Source organism: Microcoleus sp. B4-C1 (assembly GCF_036705285.1).
Classification (GTDB): Bacteria; Cyanobacteriota; Cyanobacteriia; order Cyanobacteriales; family Microcoleaceae; genus Microcoleus.
This window is the reverse complement of record NZ_JAUBUC010000091.1, coordinates 1-19158: the sequence shown is the minus strand read 5'-3', so window position 1 is coordinate 19158 and position 19158 is coordinate 1. Positions and strand designations below refer to the sequence as shown.

At 43.5% G+C, this 19158-nt stretch carries 13 protein-coding genes and 2 tRNA genes; 9 read left to right on the top strand and 6 right to left on the bottom strand.

Annotated elements, in window-relative coordinates:
- Together QUB26_RS26185 and QUB26_RS26180 are read left to right on the top strand one after the other, a co-directional pair.
- A tRNA-Met gene (locus QUB26_RS26185) sits at window positions 1-76 on the top strand.
- Between the two features lie 74 nt (window positions 77-150).
- Window positions 151-227, top strand: a tRNA-Met gene (locus tag QUB26_RS26180).
- A 308-nt stretch (window positions 228-535) separates the two neighbouring features.
- Here QUB26_RS26180 and QUB26_RS26175 read toward each other — a convergent pair.
- From QUB26_RS26175 to QUB26_RS26165, 3 genes are all read right to left on the bottom strand, one after another.
- Entirely contained in the window at window positions 536-724 is a 189-nt protein-coding gene (locus QUB26_RS26175; protein ID WP_015178546.1) for a DUF2949 domain-containing protein, read from the bottom strand.
- Window positions 725-958: 234 nt separating this feature from the next.
- Complete coding sequence (locus QUB26_RS26170) at window positions 959-1363, bottom strand: hypothetical protein (protein ID WP_333246123.1); 405 nt, start codon at window positions 1361-1363, stop codon at window positions 959-961.
- Window positions 1364-1634: 271 nt separating this feature from the next.
- The gene (locus tag QUB26_RS26165; RefSeq protein ID WP_333320327.1) at window positions 1635-1853 is read right to left on the bottom strand and encodes a hypothetical protein; all 219 of its coding nucleotides are present in this window, start codon (window positions 1851-1853) and stop codon (window positions 1635-1637) included.
- Window positions 1854-2013: 160 nt separating this feature from the next.
- On the opposite strand from QUB26_RS26165, the gene QUB26_RS26160 reads away from it, so the two are divergent.
- Complete coding sequence (locus QUB26_RS26160) at window positions 2014-4902, top strand: PAS domain S-box protein (protein WP_333246127.1); 2889 nt, start codon at window positions 2014-2016, stop codon at window positions 4900-4902.
- A 123-nt stretch (window positions 4903-5025) separates the two neighbouring features.
- On the opposite strand, the gene QUB26_RS26155 is transcribed toward QUB26_RS26160, so the two are convergent.
- A complete protein-coding gene (locus QUB26_RS26155; protein ID WP_333246129.1) occupies window positions 5026-5616 on the bottom strand; it encodes a rhomboid family intramembrane serine protease in 591 nt (196 codons plus the stop codon).
- Between the two features lie 470 nt (window positions 5617-6086).
- On the opposite strand from QUB26_RS26155, the gene QUB26_RS26150 reads away from it, so the two are divergent.
- Window positions 6087-6464, top strand: coding sequence for a Mo-dependent nitrogenase C-terminal domain-containing protein (locus QUB26_RS26150; protein ID WP_333246131.1), 378 nt, complete (start codon window positions 6087-6089; stop codon window positions 6462-6464).
- An 844-nt stretch (window positions 6465-7308) separates the two neighbouring features.
- Here QUB26_RS26150 and QUB26_RS26145 read toward each other — a convergent pair.
- A complete protein-coding gene (locus QUB26_RS26145) occupies window positions 7309-7515 on the bottom strand; it encodes a ribbon-helix-helix domain-containing protein (protein WP_333108327.1) in 207 nt (68 codons plus the stop codon).
- A gap of 422 nt (window positions 7516-7937) precedes the next feature.
- Here QUB26_RS26145 and QUB26_RS26140 point away from each other — a divergent pair, with 422 nt between their 5' ends.
- The 4 genes from QUB26_RS26140 to QUB26_RS26125 all read left to right on the top strand — a co-directional run bounded on the left by QUB26_RS26140 (window position 7938) and on the right by QUB26_RS26125 (window position 10718).
- A complete protein-coding gene (locus QUB26_RS26140; protein ID WP_333302936.1) occupies window positions 7938-8072 on the top strand; it encodes a hypothetical protein in 135 nt (44 codons plus the stop codon).
- A gap of 15 nt (window positions 8073-8087) precedes the next feature.
- Window positions 8088-8717: a Uma2 family endonuclease gene (locus QUB26_RS26135; RefSeq protein WP_333246135.1), complete on the top strand. Its 630-nt coding sequence runs from the start codon at window positions 8088-8090 to the stop codon at window positions 8715-8717.
- Between the two features lie 143 nt (window positions 8718-8860).
- Window positions 8861-9478 (top strand): Uma2 family endonuclease, encoded by a 618-nt coding sequence (locus QUB26_RS26130; protein WP_333246137.1) that lies wholly within the window; start codon window positions 8861-8863, stop codon window positions 9476-9478.
- A 121-nt stretch (window positions 9479-9599) separates the two neighbouring features.
- The gene (locus tag QUB26_RS26125; RefSeq protein ID WP_333246139.1) at window positions 9600-10718 is read left to right on the top strand and encodes an endonuclease NucS domain-containing protein; all 1119 of its coding nucleotides are present in this window, start codon (window positions 9600-9602) and stop codon (window positions 10716-10718) included.
- Window positions 10719-10783: 65 nt separating this feature from the next.
- On the opposite strand, the gene bchB is transcribed toward QUB26_RS26125, so the two are convergent.
- Window positions 10784-12310 (bottom strand): ferredoxin:protochlorophyllide reductase (ATP-dependent) subunit B, encoded by a 1527-nt coding sequence (gene bchB, locus QUB26_RS26120; RefSeq protein WP_190659189.1) that lies wholly within the window; start codon window positions 12308-12310, stop codon window positions 10784-10786.
- A 1074-nt stretch (window positions 12311-13384) separates the two neighbouring features.
- On the opposite strand from bchB, the gene QUB26_RS26115 reads away from it, so the two are divergent.
- Window positions 13385-18898 carry an AAA family ATPase gene (locus QUB26_RS26115; RefSeq protein WP_333320325.1) on the top strand — a complete coding sequence of 1838 codons (5514 nt, stop codon included), beginning with the start codon at window positions 13385-13387 and terminating at the stop codon, window positions 18896-18898.
- Window positions 18899-19158 lie beyond the last annotated feature (260 nt).

Genomic DNA, 19158 nt, shown 5'->3' with positions numbered 1-19158 from the left:
GCGGGATAGAGCAGCCTGGTAGCTCGTCGGGCTCATAACCCGAAGGTCAGTGGTTCAAATCCACTTCCCGCCACCAAATTCAAGCGAACCCTGTAATCTTTAAGGTTTCAGGGTTTTGTTTTTGGAAACCACGAAAGAGAGACAAAGCGACGCGGGATAGAGCAGCCTGGTAGCTCGTCGGGCTCATAACCCGAAGGTCAGTGGTTCAAATCCACTTCCCGCCACCAACTTAAATAAGACAAGCCCCGGCATCCTAAAAGTTGCTGGGGTTTGTTTTATGCCGTCTGTTTGATGCCGAGGGCGATCGCCTCTTCGACAGATTGAAAACAGTTTATTTTAGGCGGCAACAAAAATGAGGACACAGCACTGCTGTGTCCCTACTGTAATATTTGGATTTTTATAATTGGGACAAAATAAGACCCACCCTCAACCTAAACACTCAACCCTATACTTTTCGACGACCGTTTGTGCAAGCTTTATTTGTTAAAAAATTGCAATCCCATATCCATTTTTTTTAAATCAGGATTTTAAATTTCTAAGTCGGCTGAGCTTCCAACCAATCAAAAATCAGGTTTAACTGTTCCAGTGTCACTAACCCGTACTGCCACAGAACCATTGGCAGTTCGCTGGCATCTTGTTCACCGTGTCGGAGAGCAACGGCGATCGCCGAATTCGATATCGCCAACTCTCCCCGCAAATAATCGATCAGTTGAGCCTTTCTCATCACCTTCACCGCCAGTTTTATGCGATTTTGTAAAGATATGTAGCTAATCAGTCTGTATCGGAAGTTTAATTGGTCTAATTTTAGGTTCACAATAGAGAACCTTGTGTGATGGAAACCGCACAAAACTGGTGATAAAACTCAGATAAAAAAGCGATCGCAGTCACAATAACTCCGAGAATCAAATATGGGGTTCCGCGAACGCTCGTTTGCTTCAAATGAATTCATTTAAAATTGCTAAAGTCCTAGCTGAATCTGAACTCCCGCTTCTGTACCGCTGTCGGTTTGTTTGGGAGGTAAAGGATTTCCTTGACGCTGGGCGTCCGAAGGAGTAGTAATAAATTCTAATGGGCCCTCGATTTTGAGGCGAAATGTGTCGCCCAAGCTTCTTTCCCTTCTAGAAGAATTAGCCGCCGTTTCTGGTTCACCAATCAAGTTTTGGTAGTCCGAATCTAAGGTTCTGTCCTCCACAGTCCTCAACGAGTCCCCAGATAAAGTCGTTTCCGAATATTGGGGCGCTGGTTGCAGTCTTTGTTGGGCGAGAACCGCCGGGGTCAAACCGATAAAAATTGAGCTCAGTCCGAGAGCAGTGCCAAGAGTAGCAATAACTGCGTTCATCATCCATGCCTCCGCTAGTTGCATCCTACTATCCTTATTTTACCCAGTCGCAATTAAGTTGTACTCTATCAAAAGTAGCTGCTTGTGGAGATATCAATTAAATTTACTGTCAAAACTTATAACTTTCGATCGCGCTATCGGTCAAATATAACTGACGCAGCAAGGGGGTTTAAACGCCAAAATACGTCATTTCAGACATGAGTCAACCAAAAACTCTATTGGTTTGATTAGCGCGCCTCATGAGTGGAAAAATAGTTAGTGCTTGACGCACGGGCGGCGATCCATCGGTTGTTTTTCACGAAAATAGTTCGTTGCAGACCGCCAAAAGGCTAAAAAAACCCGGTGCGATCGCCAATGCTCCCAAAGCGGACGATCGCGCTAAGATGGCGGTGGCAGTCGTTAAAAATTCAGTTGCCAGGGGCAGATTCCGAGTTATTAACAGCACTTCGCCTACTAAAACCATCTCAACTTCAAAACCTGCGCTCATCAAGTTGTACTTGACCAATAATTTCAAAGGTGGTACCCGCCACGTGATTTATACGTGGAATCAATCCAAAATCCAAAATCTAAAATCCTCAAGCCCCCCGATTTATCTCGTGCAAGTCAATTCTTTAATCTAAAATCTAAAATCGAATGACCGGAATGTTGTGGGTTCATAATAATTCTGCTTTACCATGCCAATCAAATATCTGACAGACCCGATTTTAAAAATGTCGCGCAAAGTGCCAATTCGCATCGTCCTTGTTGTGCCTTTTGCACTCCAGACTTTCGCTGCTGTAGGGTTGACGGGGTGGCTGTCGTTGCGGAACGGGCGCATAGCCGTCAACGATGTTGCCGCCCAACTGCGGACAGAAGTCACATCGCGTATCCAGCAACATATTAACAGTTATATTGAAACGCCACACCAAATCAATCAGCTCAATCTCGATGCCATCCGTCTTGGCATTGTGAACGTGCAGGATAGTGATAGTTTGCAACGCTACTTCTACAAACAAATCAAAATTTTTGATAAAATTAGCTACATTCAATTCGCATCCGAAGAAAAAGATTTTATTGGAGTGGAACGCCTCGACGACGGCAAGTTGCAAATTCAGATTTCTAATCAATCTACTGGCTATAACTTTCACACCTACGCGCCGTCCGAGTTCGGGGAACCAACCAAGCTATTAAAAACTACTCTCAACTACGACCCCCGCGTCCGACCTTGGTACATAGCTCCGGTGCGCGCAGGCAAACCGACTTGGAGTAAAATATATAATTATTTTGACGCTCCCAAACTAGCGATTACGGCGGCTGTACCAGTTTATGGCGATGATGGTAAACTGATTGGCATCCTGGGTTCTGACTTGGCACTTTCCAAGCTCAATCAATTCTTAGAAAGTCTAAAAATTGGCAAATCAGGACAGACTTTTATTGTAGAAAGGTCGGGGCAATTGGTGGCAAATTCTACTCTGGAACCGCCATTTATTGTTAGCAATGGTGTTGCGAAACGGATTGTGGCAACGAGCAGCAAGAATGTTCTCATTCGATCGACAGCCCGCTATTTAACAGAACGCTTCGGGGATTTGCACAAAATTGACAGATCTCGCCAGTTAGATTTTACGATCGACGGTCAACGGCAATTTCTACAGGTGACGCCGCTTTTAGACAGCAGGGGCCTCGACTGGTTGATTGTGGTGACGGTTCCTGAAGCCGATTTTATGGAAAGGATTAATGCCAACACTCGGTATACTGTGGTGATGTGTCTGGGTGCTTTGGTGCTGGCAACGGCGATTGGCGCTCTGACTTCTAGGTGGATTGTTGTACCGATTCGGCGTCTGAGCAAGGCTGCGGAGGCTTTGTCCCGGGGAGAATGGGACGGGATGGCGGTAGATTCCCGCTTGATGGCGTCTGTAGAGCGAGAGGATGAGGTGGGTGTCCTGGCTCGCTCTTTTAATATGATGGCCGCTCAATTGGAAGAGTCGTTTACTACTCTCGAAGATCGGGTGGAATCTGCGATCGCCGACAAAAATCAATTAATTATTTCTCTGAAAAAATCGCAGCAAAAACTGGCTCTCCATCTTCACCAAACTCCTTTGGGAGCGATTGAATGGAATCTAAACTTTGAAGTAGCGGAATGGAATTTGTCAGCGGAAAGAATTTTTGGATACAACCGCTTGGAAGCTATGGGATGCCACGGAGTCGATCTCATAGTTCCTGAAAATGCTAAGGAGTATGTCAGGCAACTATCTATAACTTTGCTCACTAATAAAGGAGGAATTAGTAGTATTAACGAGAACATCAGAAAAGACGGAAAAATTATTCTTTGCGAGTGGTACAATACGACTTTGGTTGATGCTGATGGCAGCATTATCGGGGTGGCATCGCTGATTCAGGATGTGACTGAATTTCACAGTGCTGTGGAGAAGTTGCGGGCCAGCGAGGAGCGGTTTCGCCAGTTGGCAGAAAATATTCATGAGGTATTTTGGATTAGAGAACCCAATCAAAAGCAGCTAGTTTATGTGAGCCCTGCTTGCGAGAAAATATGGAATTTGAGCTGTCAGAGTTTGCAGTCAGAACCGGAGGCTTTTTGGGATGCTATTCACCGGGAGGATCTCGATCGCGTCAAGGCTGCTTTTGCGAAACAGGGGCGGGGCGATTATGATGAGGAGTATCGGGTAGTGCGCTCGGACGGTTCAGTTTGCTGGGTGCGCGATCGGGCTTTTCCAGTCCGCAGCCAAACCGGAGAAATTTACCGCATCGTCGGTATTGCTGAAGATATTACCCAGCGAAAATTAGCAGAAGAATTCCAAAAAGTCGCTCAAACCGCTCAAGCTGCAAACCAAGCCAAAAGCGCCTTTTTAGCTAATATGAGCCACGAATTGCGAACTCCCCTCAACGCGATTATTGGTTACAGCGATATGCTCACAGAAGACGCCGAGGATTTAGGCTGCGAAGATTTTATCCCCGACTTGCAAAAAATTCAAACTGCCGGTAAACACTTGCTATCTTTAATTAGCGACATTCTAGATATTTCTAAGATTGAAGCGGGGCGGATGGAACTTTACTTAGAAACTTTCAACCCGGTTAATTTAATTGACGAGGTAGTTTCTACTGTCAAACCGTTGGTAGATAAAAATTATAATAAGTTTGAAGTTGATGTTGCTGACGACTTGGGAATGATGTATGCTGACATTACCAAAACTCGTCAAATATTGCTCAACCTGCTGAGCAATGCAGCCAAATTTACGGAACATGGCACTATTACCCTCTGTATTGAAAGAGTTAAACATGACAGCTTAACCACTCAAGAAATAGCAGAACCTTCCGACTCAATAATTTTTCGCGTAGCTGATACGGGCATTGGGATTCCCCCCGAACAATTGCAGCATTTATTTCAAGCATTTATGCAGGGCGACGCATCAACTACGCGCAAGTATGGCGGCACGGGTTTGGGATTGACTATTAGCCGTCACTTTTGCGTGATGATGGGTGGCGATATGCAGGTTGAAAGCGAGTTAGGTTGCGGTTCGGTTTTTACTGTGTGCTTGCCGGCCCGCGTTGAATTATTGGTCAGCAGTTAGTCTTGCTTTCCGGGAGGCAATTGTTACACAAGAAACCAGGTTTATTGACAAAAAACCTACGCTTTCAGATAAGTTCGGGGCAATAAACTAAGGTGATGATACCATGCACCATAAGTCCTAATCCTAGCTAATTTTCCGTTTCTGCCGCCCCAAAAGTTGAGCTGTTAATACCCCGCCGACAAAGCCAAAGAAATGCCCTTGCCAGGAAACTCCCGGCTGCGATGGCAAAACTCCCCAAATTAAACTGCCGTAGAAGAAACCGACAATTAAAGATAACAAAATAGAGGTAAAGCTGCGTTCAAAATAGCCCCGCAGCAGCAAAAAGCCGAAGTAACCAAAGATTAATCCGCTGGCACCAATGTGAACGGAATAGGGCGCGCCAGTCAGCCAAACTCCGAATCCGCTGACTAGCACAGTGACGGCACTCACGATAAAAAAGTCGCTAATTTCTCGCAGCATGATCAACCAACCCAATGTCACAAAAGGGAGGGTATTGGTGGCTAAGTGAGCAAAACTGCCGTGCAGAAAAGGCATCAACAGGATGCCTTGAAGTCCGTCGAGGTTGCGGGGGCGGACTCCGTAAGCATTCAGCCTGCCTCCGAATAGGAATACATCGACAATTTCGATAATCCAGAGGAGGGAGACGAAGCCACCGAGAATGGCGGCGTGGCTTTGCAATTCGCGGGTGATAGCTTTGGTTTCTGGGTTACTCATGGGTGGTGAGGGCGGTGATACCGATTATTTCTCATTGTAGAAGTTTCTGAGCGATCGCGAGCAAAGATAGTTGGGGCGAGGTTTCAGGGTTGTTTGCAGCAGAGCTTATTTAAAAATATAATAACTTTTATTAAAAATTCCGCATTTTCACGTATAGGATAATTCACCTCGATGCGTCAGAATTGTAATTGAACTACAAAAGGAGACTCAACCCAAGGTTGAAGCTAAAACGTAGAAGACAGAATTTTTACCCTCTCAATCAATTGTTGGGCTTGAAATGAGGACACTTTTTAGAGCGCACACCGCCTTTTAAAAAAATCAGGAACAACTTTTCTCGCCCTAAGTCATTAATTTAAGAAGTTCAATCCGGTAAAGCAAAACGAGATGCTGTAGATACTGATTGTAGATAATATCGCACAAGCTCTACAGAGAGTTCTTGGCACCTCGTTATAAAAGAGGAAGAGAGCAAAATGAACGTATTTGATCATACAGTCTCCTACCGAACTCTGCCACATTGGGTAGGATTTGGCAAACAAGAAACCGCCGTTAATGTCGCTACAAATTCTCAGCCTTACGGTCAAAAGCCACACTTTGACCCCTTGCATCCGCTAAAACAATGGCTTGATAACACTGCAATTAAAAGTCAAAAGTTGGCACGGTTTCTGTGTAAGTATATTCCCAGCCAGTGTCCGTTTGAGCGAGAAGTCAAAATTGGCGATCGCACTTTATTATCCATTCCCCCACTGTGCAAGTTAAATCCGCTTTACGAGCAAGTGGTTGGGCTGCGCTTTCGAGCTTTGTGTTATTTGGCTGACGAGTGCGGCGAAGATGTGACTCCTTATTGTTAATTCTGCAAAAACTTAAATTTCTCACTGTCTTTTCACCCTCCCTTCTCCTTGTTGGGGAGGGTTTTTTTATTTTGAGATTATTCGGCGGTTGAAACGTGTTAACCTCAAACTCAAATGTGGCGAAGCGTCGGTCATTCGATTTTAGATTTTAGATTTTAGATTTTGGATTGACTTGCGCGAGATAAATTCGGGGGCTTGAGGATTTTAGATTTGAGATTTTGGATTGATTCCACGGATAAGCTGTTACGCATTTAAATTGAAAATTCGGGACAGGCTAGAAGCCCGTCCCACAATAGTTTTATGGATTTTTGACACACAGTTTAAATGTAAAACAGCTTAAATCACCTGGCGGGTACCACCTTTGAAATTCTTGGTCATTTGAGTTCGAGGTTAAGTTAGACAAACTTTCGTCTGCCTCAGCAGAAAAGCCTGATATTCTGTTAGATCCCCGGCTTTTTGAAAAAGTCGGGGCTTGAAAGAGCGATCGCATTGAAATACTAAAGGGAGCGAATCACTCGTTGTTGGAGAATGCGTTTACCTTTGTTATAAGCTTTTAGGGGCAGGCTAGAAGCCCGCCCCACAATAGGATTGAATGTATAGTCGAAAGCTGGTTACTGAGAATGATATTTTTTTGTGAGTTTCTCTGCAACTGACTAGCCGACGGACAATTAAATAACTGGCACTTTCGATTGCTGATAGGACTTATGCACTAACAGGCATCGCGAGGACAAAGCAGAGAATTATTTTAAATATTGGGCGCCAACTGCGGGCGCTGATGCTAGTTTTCATCAATTTCGATAAGTGCGATCGGGCGACACGCTCCCGTAACCCACGAGGGAACTATTTACGTGTCGCTTTTGGGATCTTCAGGCCCAGAGGGTACTTCTCCCCTTTGTTGGGCTTCCAATAAAGCCGTTTCCACGAGAAAGGCTATCAGGTTAGCCGTGGATCTGCCTTGTTTGTCAGCCCATCGATCCAAAGCTTCATATACGTAATCAGGAAAGGTAACGTGAACGCGCTTGCTCAATGTAAATGTTTGTTTGTTTGCCAACGCTCTTAATGGTACAAGCTTACGCTCCCGATCGTGTTGTTACCCTATTCTTAAAAATCTGCTGACACATATTTGGGCTTATTATGTTACAATTCGTCTAATCCCATCAAGGCTCAGTCAAAAGCCAGTCCGATGCTTTCCGAGGGCTCAGGACTGGCTATGGCTCCAATTAACAAGGAGATACACCTATTATGCCGTATGAGAAACGTCTCAGACCGTGGATCGTTGTTCGTTTGCTTCCGAATCTACAAAGGGTCGTTGTGGGTCGCTTTCGCAGTTGGTCAGATGCAGAGGGTCATGTGCGAATTCTCAAACAACTGCTTCCTGCTGCTAACTTGACCTTAGTTTTCGATCCGATCGATTAATTTTGGTTGCGAGTTATTGAAGTGCGATCGCCCTTGGTTTGAGAAGGGCGATCGTAGATGCTGGAATCTTATCAAAAACAGGCAAGATGCCTGTTCCACAAAGAATGGTTTTTGTTGTGGGGAGTAGGGGTTGGGCATCTTACCCGCGCCTACTTTCGGGCAGTGTTAAACTGGACGCAAGATATCAATTGAGTTGGGAAAAACACCGTGACAGCTATTCTACAAGTAACAGAACAGCCAACAGCACAGCGCTACTTCACTCCCGAAGAATATCTAGCCCTGGAAGAAGCAGCAGAGTATAAAAGTGAATATCGCGACGGAGTAATTATTCCAATGACAGGTGGAACTACGAATCACAATCGCATTGCCCTGAATATGAGCATTGCATTACGTCTTGCTCTTAAGGGACTTGACTATGATGTTTTCATGGGCGACGTGCGTCTGTGGCTGCCGAAAAAGCGAACTTATACTTATCCCGATGTGATGGTAATTCCGGGGACACCTGAGTATTTCAATAATCGCCAGGATACGGTGATGAATCCTCAAGTGATTGTGGAAGTTTTATCGAAATCTACGAAAGCTTACGATCGCAGTGATAAGTTTAAGTTTTATCAAACGCTGCCGACATTTCAAGAGTATATTCTGATCGATCAATCTCAGGTTTATGTAGAACAGTATTGTAAGCTGGCAAACAAGCGGTGGTCGTATAGTCAGTACGATGAGGAGGATGCGGCGCTAGTTTTTAATTTCTTTCAAGTTGAAGTGCCGCTGGCAGATGTCTATGAAAAGGTGGATTTTGAGGCGGAAAATGAGCCAGAAGAAAGCGGGGAGGAATAAGGGCGATCGCTTTTTTGGAAATGCGGGTTATCATTTAAGTGAGCGATTCCCTACCCTGCGGGAACGCTTCGCGAAGGGGATAGCTTCGCACGCGCATACTCAAAAGAAATATTTGTTCAACATCATTTTGGGAGAACATCAAGATGACAAGCACTTTGCAAACAACCGAGCAACGTTACTGCACAGAAGAGCAATATTTAGCACTGGAAGAAACAGCAGAGTACAAAAGCGAATATCTCGACGGCGAAATTATTCCTATGACAGGCGGATCTACGAATCACAATCGCATCGCAGGAAACGTTTACATTGCTTTAAATTTCGCTCTTCCAGAACAAGAGTATGATGTCTTCATCGGTGACGTGCGTCTGTGGATACCAAAAGTGCGACTGTACACTTATCCCGATGTAATGGTAATTTTTGGGCTACCTGAGTACCGCAACAATCGCACTGACACGATTACCAACCCTCAAGTTATTGTGGAAGTTTTATCAAAGTCTACTAAAAACTACGATCGAGTTGACAAGTTTACATTTTACAAAACTATTCCTTCTTTTCGAGAATACATTCTGATTGACCAAACAAAAATCAAAATCGAGCAGTATTCTAAAACCGAGAATAAAAGATGGTTGTATAGCGAGTATGATGAGGAAGATACGGCTTTAGTGTTTAATTCCTTCCAGTTAGAAGTTCCTCTATCTGCTATTTATAAGAAAGTGAATTTTGAGCAAGTTGAGCAAGAAGATAGTCAAAATGAGGAGTGAGGGCGATCGCATTTGGTTTGAAAACGCAAGCGTTGATGACGAAAAATAGAAAGTATTGATTGACGGAATTCCTCTAATGTGATATGTTGAAGTTTATATTTATTACATTCATCAACTTAATATGACTAAGCCATTTCAAAGAATAATGCAAGCCGAGGATTTGCTAGAAAAAGCTAAGCGTCGCGAACAACAGTTGAGAATTAAATCTAGGCAGCGGTCGTTACACGGAAAGTCTATTAGAACTCCTGCTATTAACACTATACTGAAAAAATCAGGAAACAAATGGGGATTTGGAAGTGAAAAAGCTTTGGAAGATTTTGTATATGATAACTTGGATTGTTTGTTTGGACTAACACCTTTGAACCGTCAACATACAGTTAACGGAGAAGTTTGCGATATTTTGGCAATAGATGAAAATAAACAGTTAGTAGTGCAAGAGCTAAAAAATGAGGCAGATAGAAGTCTTATTCAGCAATTAACTCGTTATTATAGTAATTTGATTCAGTTTCAACCATACGATCGGGAAATTGATTATATCAAACCTATTAGGTTGATCGCGATTGCACCTAGTTTTCACAAACAAAACTTAATAGATATAAAGTACAGCCAACTATCTTTTGAGTTATTGAAATTTGAGGTAATTCAAGAGGAAAATAAACTTTTTATAAATTTTAATAATATAGATACAGGTAAAGTTTTTAGTGCAGAGTTTCAACACAGTAAAGAAGATGTTTGGGATATAGCAGCAAATTTACCGGAACCACCCAAAGCATTGTCTAATATTATGGCAGAATGCACTTCTGATCATCAGGAAAAAGTTCTTAAAATTAGAGAACAGATTCTTTGTTTCCATGAGAAAATTCAGGAAATCACTGCTAGTGGTGTTGTTAAGTATGGTCGCGGTCAAAGTAAAATTTGTGCTGAAATTCGTCATAGCAGTTCATCAAAAATGAATCGGGCTAATTCATCAAATTATCCGGGAATTTACTTGTATCTACCCATCCCTGATAAACAATCAGTAAGTTACAGGCAACCTCTAGGCAGAATGCAAGTCCTTGCTGATGAGTTGCAGAATGTTATCTTAGCAGGCTATATCCCTCAAGGTAAAAGAGGGGTGTCAACTTTTTATAACTTTCAAAATTTTGAAAAGTTTATAAACCCGGCAACTGTAACAAACCAATCTACACAATTAGAAATTTTGATAGACTTAGCTTTGGAAAACTGGTTGGAAAGATTTTAAGTTTACTAAGATTGGGATTCAATAGATTAGCAGTGAGGTGGGCAAATGCCCACCCCAACAATAACCTACGCGCCGACAGATTCCTTGGCTGCGTAAAGCACCTCAACGGTAATCTTATCAATCCCCCGATCGCGCGCGAACTTCTCAGTATTCCGCTTCACCTTACCCCGCACAAAACCAGGGATTTTATTCAACTCAGCCTGTCCATCCTTCGTCCAACCCATATCAGAATCAGCCGAAATTCCCTTCGTAATCACTTCCTTGGTATCGTGGCCGCCGAAGATTTCCAGCAAGTGGTCTTCCATTCCCAAAGTAAAGGAATTGTAGACCAAATCTACGCACTGATTCGTGCCTTCATAACCCAAAAATGGCTTGTAGCCGATCGGGAAATTTTGGACGTGAATCGGTGCAGCAATTACGCCGCAGGGAATATCCAACCGCTTACCGACGTGGCGTTCCATTTGCGTGCCGAAAATTGCCGAAGGTTCAGCTTTGGCGATCGCATCTCCGATCGCCCCGTGATCATCCGTCACCAGCACTTCATCACAATACTCGCTAACCTGTTCCCGGAACCAGTCAGCATCGTGTTTGCAGTATGTTCCTGCCCACACAACGTGGATTCCCATCTCGCGAGCCAAAATCTTCGTCATCGCCGCAGCGTGCGTATTATCGCCAAATACGACGGCTTTTTTGCCAGTTAAGTTTTGGCAGTCGATCGATCGCGAAAACCAAGCAGCCTGCGACACAAATCGAGTTTGTTGGTCAATAAAATTTTCGTAATCAACATCCGCACCTTGAGCATTCAAAACTTGCTGAATCTTGCGGATACAGCGCGCAGTTTCTACCACACCCATCGGCGTAATATCCACCATCGGCGTACCGAATTCTTTTTGCAAATACTCCCCGGCCATCATCCCCAATTCCCGATAAGGAACCAAGTTAAACCAAGCGCGCGGCAGTCTTTTTAAGTTATGAACCGAAGCACCTTCGGGAATAACTTCGTTGACTTCAATGCCCAAATCTGCCATCAAACGCTTCAACTCGGTGCAGTCGTGCTGGTTGTGGAAACCCAGGGTAGACATACCGATAATGTTGACAGATGGTTTTTCGCTTTTGGCTTCTACTAAATCGCCTTTTTTGCGGGCTTTGTTAATGTAAAATTGGACGATTTGATCCAAAGTGCGATCGGCAGCTTGCAGTTCGTTTACCCGATAATGGTTAACATCCGCCAGCAATACATCGCCTTTAGCATCCAATTGAGCTCGTTCCACGAAGTTTTCCAAGTCTTCTTGCAGAATGCTGGAGGTGCAAGTCGGGGTGAGCACGATTAAATCTGGGTGCTCTTCTCTGTCTTTGCGGGTGATGTTGTCCACCACCCGTTCCTGCGAACCCCGCGCCAGTACGTGTCTGTCAACGACGCTGGTAGTTACCGGGGTGAAATCCCGTTCCCTCTCCAGCATGGAACGCATGACGTTGAAATAGTCGTCTCCTATGGGTGCGTGCATGATCGCATGGACGTTTTTGAAGGAAGTCGCAACGCGCAGAGTGCCGATGTGGGCTGGGCCTGCGTACATCCAATAAGCCAATTTCATAGGTATTTTTCCTGATGCTGGTTGAGAATTGCCCGATCGGGCGATTACTGCTAAATTTTAAGGTTGTTTCTGATTTTCTCACCGGTTGAATCCTTGAGAAATACTAATTTTCTGAGAATTTACAGATTTAGGAAATGCTCAAACGCTTTGCCTGCTTGGGATTTGACTCGCAATTCAAACAACTTTACCTGGGTTTTATGGCAATAATTCTTAATCTTTCCTCAACTTTTCTTAAGAGTTAGGCAAATTTGATTAATGTAGGGTTCGCTGCCGCGCACCAGACAAGGTGCAATAATTCTGCATTTTTTGTCAAATTTACCCTGGTCAAACGGTCAATCGATTTTAGATTTTAGATTTTAGATTTTAGATTTTAGAATTGACCCCACGGATAAATTCGGGGGTTTGTTTATCGGATACAGGTTTTTTATTTCTGGGTTCTGAGTCTGGGAAGGAATGAATCAGGGGGCTTGTATCCTGGATGCTTTCGGTCAGTTAATATTGTTAGTCGAGCGATCAAAATAGATAGAACTGAAGGAAATTGCAGATTCCGAAGCAACACTTAACTCCCTCCGCGCCTCGGTAGCGAATTATAGTTAAGATTTGCACTGCCCGGTTTTTTTGAAGCACCCCAAATTCGTGCCCGATCGCCGGAAAAAATAAATCTTTCAGCACTTGCGTATTTTCACGAGATGTGGTGAAGCTCCACGAAAGTCAAGCGATTGCTTGGAATCTGAGATGATTTAGTTGTCAATATGGCGATCGAGCATTAGAGTAAATCCTTGCACAAATCCTGTATTTGTGATTTTGTTTACCTAAATGCTGAGGTGACGAAAGCCCCAGCGTGCTTTTGTCAGCAGTAGCTCTTTGCTGTCAAGGCCTGCTTTCCCACACATCCCAAAAGATAGCTCTTGAGCGATAATGAAAAATAACATAGGATTTACGAAAAGAAACCCGATTTACACGAAAAAATCTTGGGTTTGTCAACGACTAGCAACGAAGAAACCCGGTTTCTAGCCCGCCGCGCGTAAGTCCTGTAACATTGACCAAGCACACCTAATTTGAGAGAACCCAACTATGATGGCAATTCCCGGCGTTGCAGTTCTCGCTCTCATTTATGAAAGCAGCACTTCCCTGGTTTACCGCGGCCACAACGAGCAGAACAACCAACCTGTTATTATCAAACTTATCAAAGAAGACTATCCGACTCCCGAAGAACTGAATAGATACAAGCGCGAATATGAGATCACTGCCAACTTAAGCCTGTTGGACGGAGTTGTGAAAGTGTATAAGTTGCAACAGGTTAGAAATAGTCTGGCAATGATCTTAGAAGATTTTGGCGGGGAATCTTTAAAAATATTTATGGGTTCCCAAAAATTTACCATTTTAGGATTTCTGACTACTGCCATCAAAGTTGCTGAAACTTTGGGAGAAATTCACGGAAAAAATGTAATTCATAAAGATATAAATCCCTCTAATATAGTTTTTAATCCTGCTACAGGACAAGTGAAACTCATAGATTTCAGCATCTCAACAGCATCCAACCTGGAAAATATTCCCAATAAAAACCCTAATTTTTTAGAAGGCACTTTAGCCTATATGTCGCCCGAACAAACCGGCAGAATGAACCGGGTAGTCGATTACCGCACCGACTTTTATTCCCTCGGCGTGACCTTCTATGAAATCCTGGCAGGACAACTCCCTTTTCCCACTACAGATCCCATGGAGTTAGTTCACTGTCACATAGCCAAACAGCCAGTACCTCTCGCTGAAATAGCCGCAGAAATTCCTAAAACTGTTTCAGATATTGTGATGAAATTGTTAGCAAAAACCGCTGAGGAGCGCTATCAAAGTGCTTGGGGACTAAAAGCAGATTTGGAATCCTGCCTGTTTCAGTGGCAAACATCTGGGTTTGTTTCCGATTTTCCTCTCGGCAGCCAAGATATTTCAGACAAATTTCAAATACCTCAAAAACTTTACGGCAGACAGCGAGAAGTTGAAACTCTTTTAGCGGCCTTTGAACGGGTAGCAGCAACAAATAATCGAGGCTACCGCACCGACGATTCTCAAATTTCTGTCATCAAAAAAGAGAGCAAATCGAAAAAAGAAATTCCCTTGTCAGTTTTGGCGAGAGGACAGCATAAATCCCGGAGCGAGATGATGCTGATTGCCGGTTATTCCGGCATTGGCAAATCTGCAATGGTGAAGATTTTAGACAAACCGATTACCCGCCGACGTGGATATTTTATTTGGGGAAAGTTTGACCAGTACAAGCGGACTATTCCTTACTCTGCCGTTGTCAGCGCTTTTTCGGAATTGGTGCGGCAACTGTTAACTGAAAGCGAAGCTCAATTAGCAGTTTGGCGCGAAAAACTCCGCAATTCCTTCGGTCAAAATGGGCAAATTATTATTGATGTCATCCCCGAAGTTGAACTAATTGTCGGAGCTCAGTCTCCTGTAGCTGAATTGGGGCCGACGGAATCTCTGAACCGCTTTAATTTAGTATTTCAAAATTTCATTCGCGTATTTTGCCAGCCAGAACATCCGCTGGTCATTTTTCTCGACGATTTGCAGTGGGCTGATTCGGCTACTCTCAAGCTGATCGAATTGATGATGACAGATGAAGCTACGCAATATCTGTTTTTAATTGGTGCTTATCGGGATAATGAAGTTAGTCCTACTCATCCTTTAATGATGACTTTGGAGACGCTGCGAAATCAGGAAGCTATCATTAATCAGATTGCTTTGTCGCCGCTGGGGGTGGAAAACATAACTCATTTGATTGCCGAGACTTTGCACAGCGATCGAGAATCTGTCAAACCCTTAGCTGAATTGGTAATCAGCAAAACTGACGGTAATCCTTTTTTTGTCAATCAATTTCTGCAAACATTGTATCAGGAAAACTTGCTAGTTTTTCATCCGCCACAGTCGGGGAGCAAGGGCGGCTGGCATTGGGATATGACTCAAATTGAGCAGTGCGCTATCACTGACAATGTAGTAGATTTGATGGTACAAAAATTGAGAAAACTGCCAAGCTCAACGCAGCAAGTTTTGCGTTTGGTGGCTTGTTTGGGCAACGAATTTGACTTGAATACTCTTTCTTTAATTAATGAAAAAGAAGCCTCGGAAACTTTTTCTCACCTGTTGCCCGCGATTAAGTCGGGACTGATTCTGCCAACTTCGGAATTGGAAAGCAAGTCATTAGATTACGTGCTGTTTCCGCTATTAATTCTGAATTATAAATTTTTGCACGATCGCGTACAGCAAGCAGCTTATGCTCTGATCGACGACTCGCAAAAAAAGGCAGTTCACCTGAAAATAGGCAGGCAAATCCTAGAAAACACTCCGGCTGAATATCGCGCTGACAGAATCTTTGAATTAGTCGATCACTTGAATGTAGCTCGATCGCTAATTAAAGAAGATCGAGAATTAATTGAACTGGCAACGCTGAATTTAGACGCAGCCCGCAGAGCCAAAGATGCCACTGCTTATGTTGCTGCCTTGCAGTATTTAACCGCAGGCATGGACGGTTTGAGCGCCGATATTTGGGATGCCCACTACGATTTAGCTTTTGCCTTGCACATGGAGCGGGCAAATGTTGAGTATTTAAACGGTTATTTCGAGAATTCTGAAGAATTTATTAATATAACTCTGGAAAAAGCGCGATCGCCCTTAGAAAAGGTAGAAATTTACAACCTGCTGATCGTGCAGTACACCCTGCGGGCAAAGTACGAAGAAGCCGTTAAAGCTGGAATCAAAGCTTTGGACTTGCTCGGAATTGACTTGCCGCTAGACGGGCTACAAAAAGTCATATCCGAAGAATTTGCAACAGCCACGAATATTTTAGCAGGTAGAGAAATAGCTTCCCTAATTGACGCCCCCGAAATGACTGTACCCGATAAAAAAGTTGCAGTCAAATTAATTACCAACTTGCTGACATCGGCGTACCTCAAAAATCCCGACTTGTGGAAAGTCAGCGTTTTAAAAGGAGTCAATCTTTCTCTACAATACGGTTTAGTACCCGAAGCTTCTCTTTGCTATGCTGGCTACGGTATGTTCTTAAACGCAGTTTCGGGAGATTACAAAGCTGCGTATCAATTCGGCTTGCTCTCGCTGAATCTCAGCGAAAAATCTGGCAATATAGGCTTAAAATGCAGAGCCTGTTCATCCTTGGTCAGTATTTTTTATTACTGGTTCAATCACATCAAAGATTCCCACGCAATCAGCAATGAAGGATATCAAGCAGCTTTAGAATCAGGAGATTTAGAGTATGCGGGTTATATCCTGTCCAACCGCATAGCTAACTCATTTTTTCAAGGTAAAGAAATCTCGCAAATTCTAGCCGACACGAGCAGGTATTTGCAGTTCAGCCAAAAGACCAAAAATCAACTCGTAACCGATATATTGTTAGGGGTAGAGTTAATCCTGCGTAATTTGAGCAAACTAACTCCTGAAAAGTTTGTATTTGAAAGCGAAGATATCAGCGAAGCTGAATACGTACACAACTGTCAAGCTCATCAAAATTTGTACTCGCTCTGCCTTTATCAGATTCGCAAATGCCAGGTGATGTACTGGTACGGGAACTTCAACGAAGCGCTACAACTAGCTTTTGAAGTAGAAAAACAGCTATCTTTTATTACCGGAGCCATACCCGCTACCGAATGGAATTTTTTCTTTTCTCTAACTTTAGCCGCCGTTTTCCCAAATGTTTCAGAAGACAAGCAAAAGGAATACTTGGAAAAGTTAGAGGAAAACCAAAAACAGATGAAAATTTGGGCAGATAACTGTGCCGAAAATTTTCTGCACAAGTACCTTTTAGTACAAGCAGAAATAGCCCGAATTTCCAAGAAAGATTCTGAAGCTGTAGAACTGTACGATTTCTCTATAAATTTAGCCCAAGACAATGAATTTGTCCAAAATGAAGCGCTAGCTAATGAACTAGCAGCTAAGTTTTGGTTGAGTAAAGGCAAGTATCAATATGCCAAAATTCACTTGCGCGAAGCTCACTCGTGCTACTTGCGCTGGGGTGCAGTTCGCAAAGTAGAAGATTTAGAACAGAAGTATCCGCAGTTGCGGGAAATGACGCCGATCAACGGAAGTTTTAACAACAATCAAACTACCACAACTATTCATACTTCTACTGGCAGCGATGCGAGAGTGCTGGATTTGGCAACGGTAATGAAAGCATCTCTGGCGATTTCTAGCGAAATTGTCCTCGATAAGTTGCTGGCTTCTTTGATGAGAATTTCCTTAGAAAATGCGGGGGCTCAATTAGGTTTTCTGATTTTAGTCAGAGATGGTCAACTGTTGATTTCAGCTAAAGCGTCAGTATTTGCTGAAGATGTAGCTGTGCTGCAATTTACGCCTGTTGCAGACTATCACGATTTACCTGTGACGGTGATTAATTATGTGGAAAGGACTCGCTCGGATTTGGTGTTGAGCAATGCGGCGGCTGAGGGAATATTCACAGCCGATCCTTACATCGCTAAACACAAACTGCAATCTATTTTGTGTACTCCAATTATCAATCAAGGCAAACTGATCGGCATTCTTTATTTAGAAAACAATTTGACTGTCGGAGCATTTACTCCCCACAGATTGGAAGTTTTAAGGTTGCTTTCTTCCCAAGTTGCTATTTCTTTGGAAAATGCTCTACTTTATAATTCGGTGGAACAGAAAGTGCAAGAGCGGACGCAGGAGTTAAATGAAAAGAACGAGCGTTTAGAACAAACTTTGCGCGAACTTAAACTAACTCAAGCTCAATTAATCCAAACGGAAAAGATGTCTAGTTTGGGGCAAATGGTCGCTGGTGTCGCTCACGAAATTAATAATCCTGTAAGTTTCATCTACGGCAATCTTAATCCCGCTAGCGAATACGTTAAAGACTTGCTAAAATTGATTGATCTTTACCAGCAGCACTATCCAGAACCGCCTGATGAAATTGTAGAAGAAATAGAAACAATTGAGCTGGAATTTTTGAGCGAGGATTTGCAAAAGCTGCTGGATTCCATGAAAGTAGGAGCGGAAAGAATCCGGGATATTGTGCTAAGCTTGCGGAATTTCTCGCGCCTTGACGAAGCGCAAATGAAGTCGGTAGATATCCATCAAGGCATCGACAGTACGGTGATGTTGTTGCAACCGCGCCTGAGAAAAGAGGGCGGGCGTTTGGGAATTGAGGTCATTAAAAATTACAGCACGCTACCCCTAATTACTTGTTATGCGTCTCAGTTGAATCAGGTATTTATGAATATTTTGACAAATGCGATCGATGCTCTCCTCGTAGCAAGAGATTGTCCGGAAAACTCTCATAAACAGCCTACTATTACAATTTCTACAGAGGTGACTGACAGGAATTCTGCCATAATTAGAATTGCCGACAGCGGGCCGGGGATGAGCACTGAGGTGCTGCACAAGATATTCGATCCATTTTTTACAACTAAACCCGTGGGTTCGGGAACTGGTTTGGGATTGTCTATTTCTCACTCGATTGTTGTCAGTTCTCACGGCGGAAAATTGACTTGCGTTTCTGCACCCGGAGAGGGCAGCGAGTTTATTATTGAAATTCCGATCGCCCCCAGGCAAGTTTTGTAATCGGCGCTACTATTAACCCACAGCATTGCTGAAAGAGTAATGATGTTTCAGGGAAAATGGAATAATAAACGTCTCTACCTCTCTTTATCTGCGTAAATCCGCTTGCGCCGTTCGTGATTGTTGACGATTCTGCGAAGCTGAGTGGGCATCGCTGTTGCAGGAATTCATAAAATAAGTTAGGAGCGCGAATTAAATAACTTACAATTTTAATTGTTATTGTGGGATGGGCGTCCCGCCCGTCCAAAAAGGACGGGCGGGAC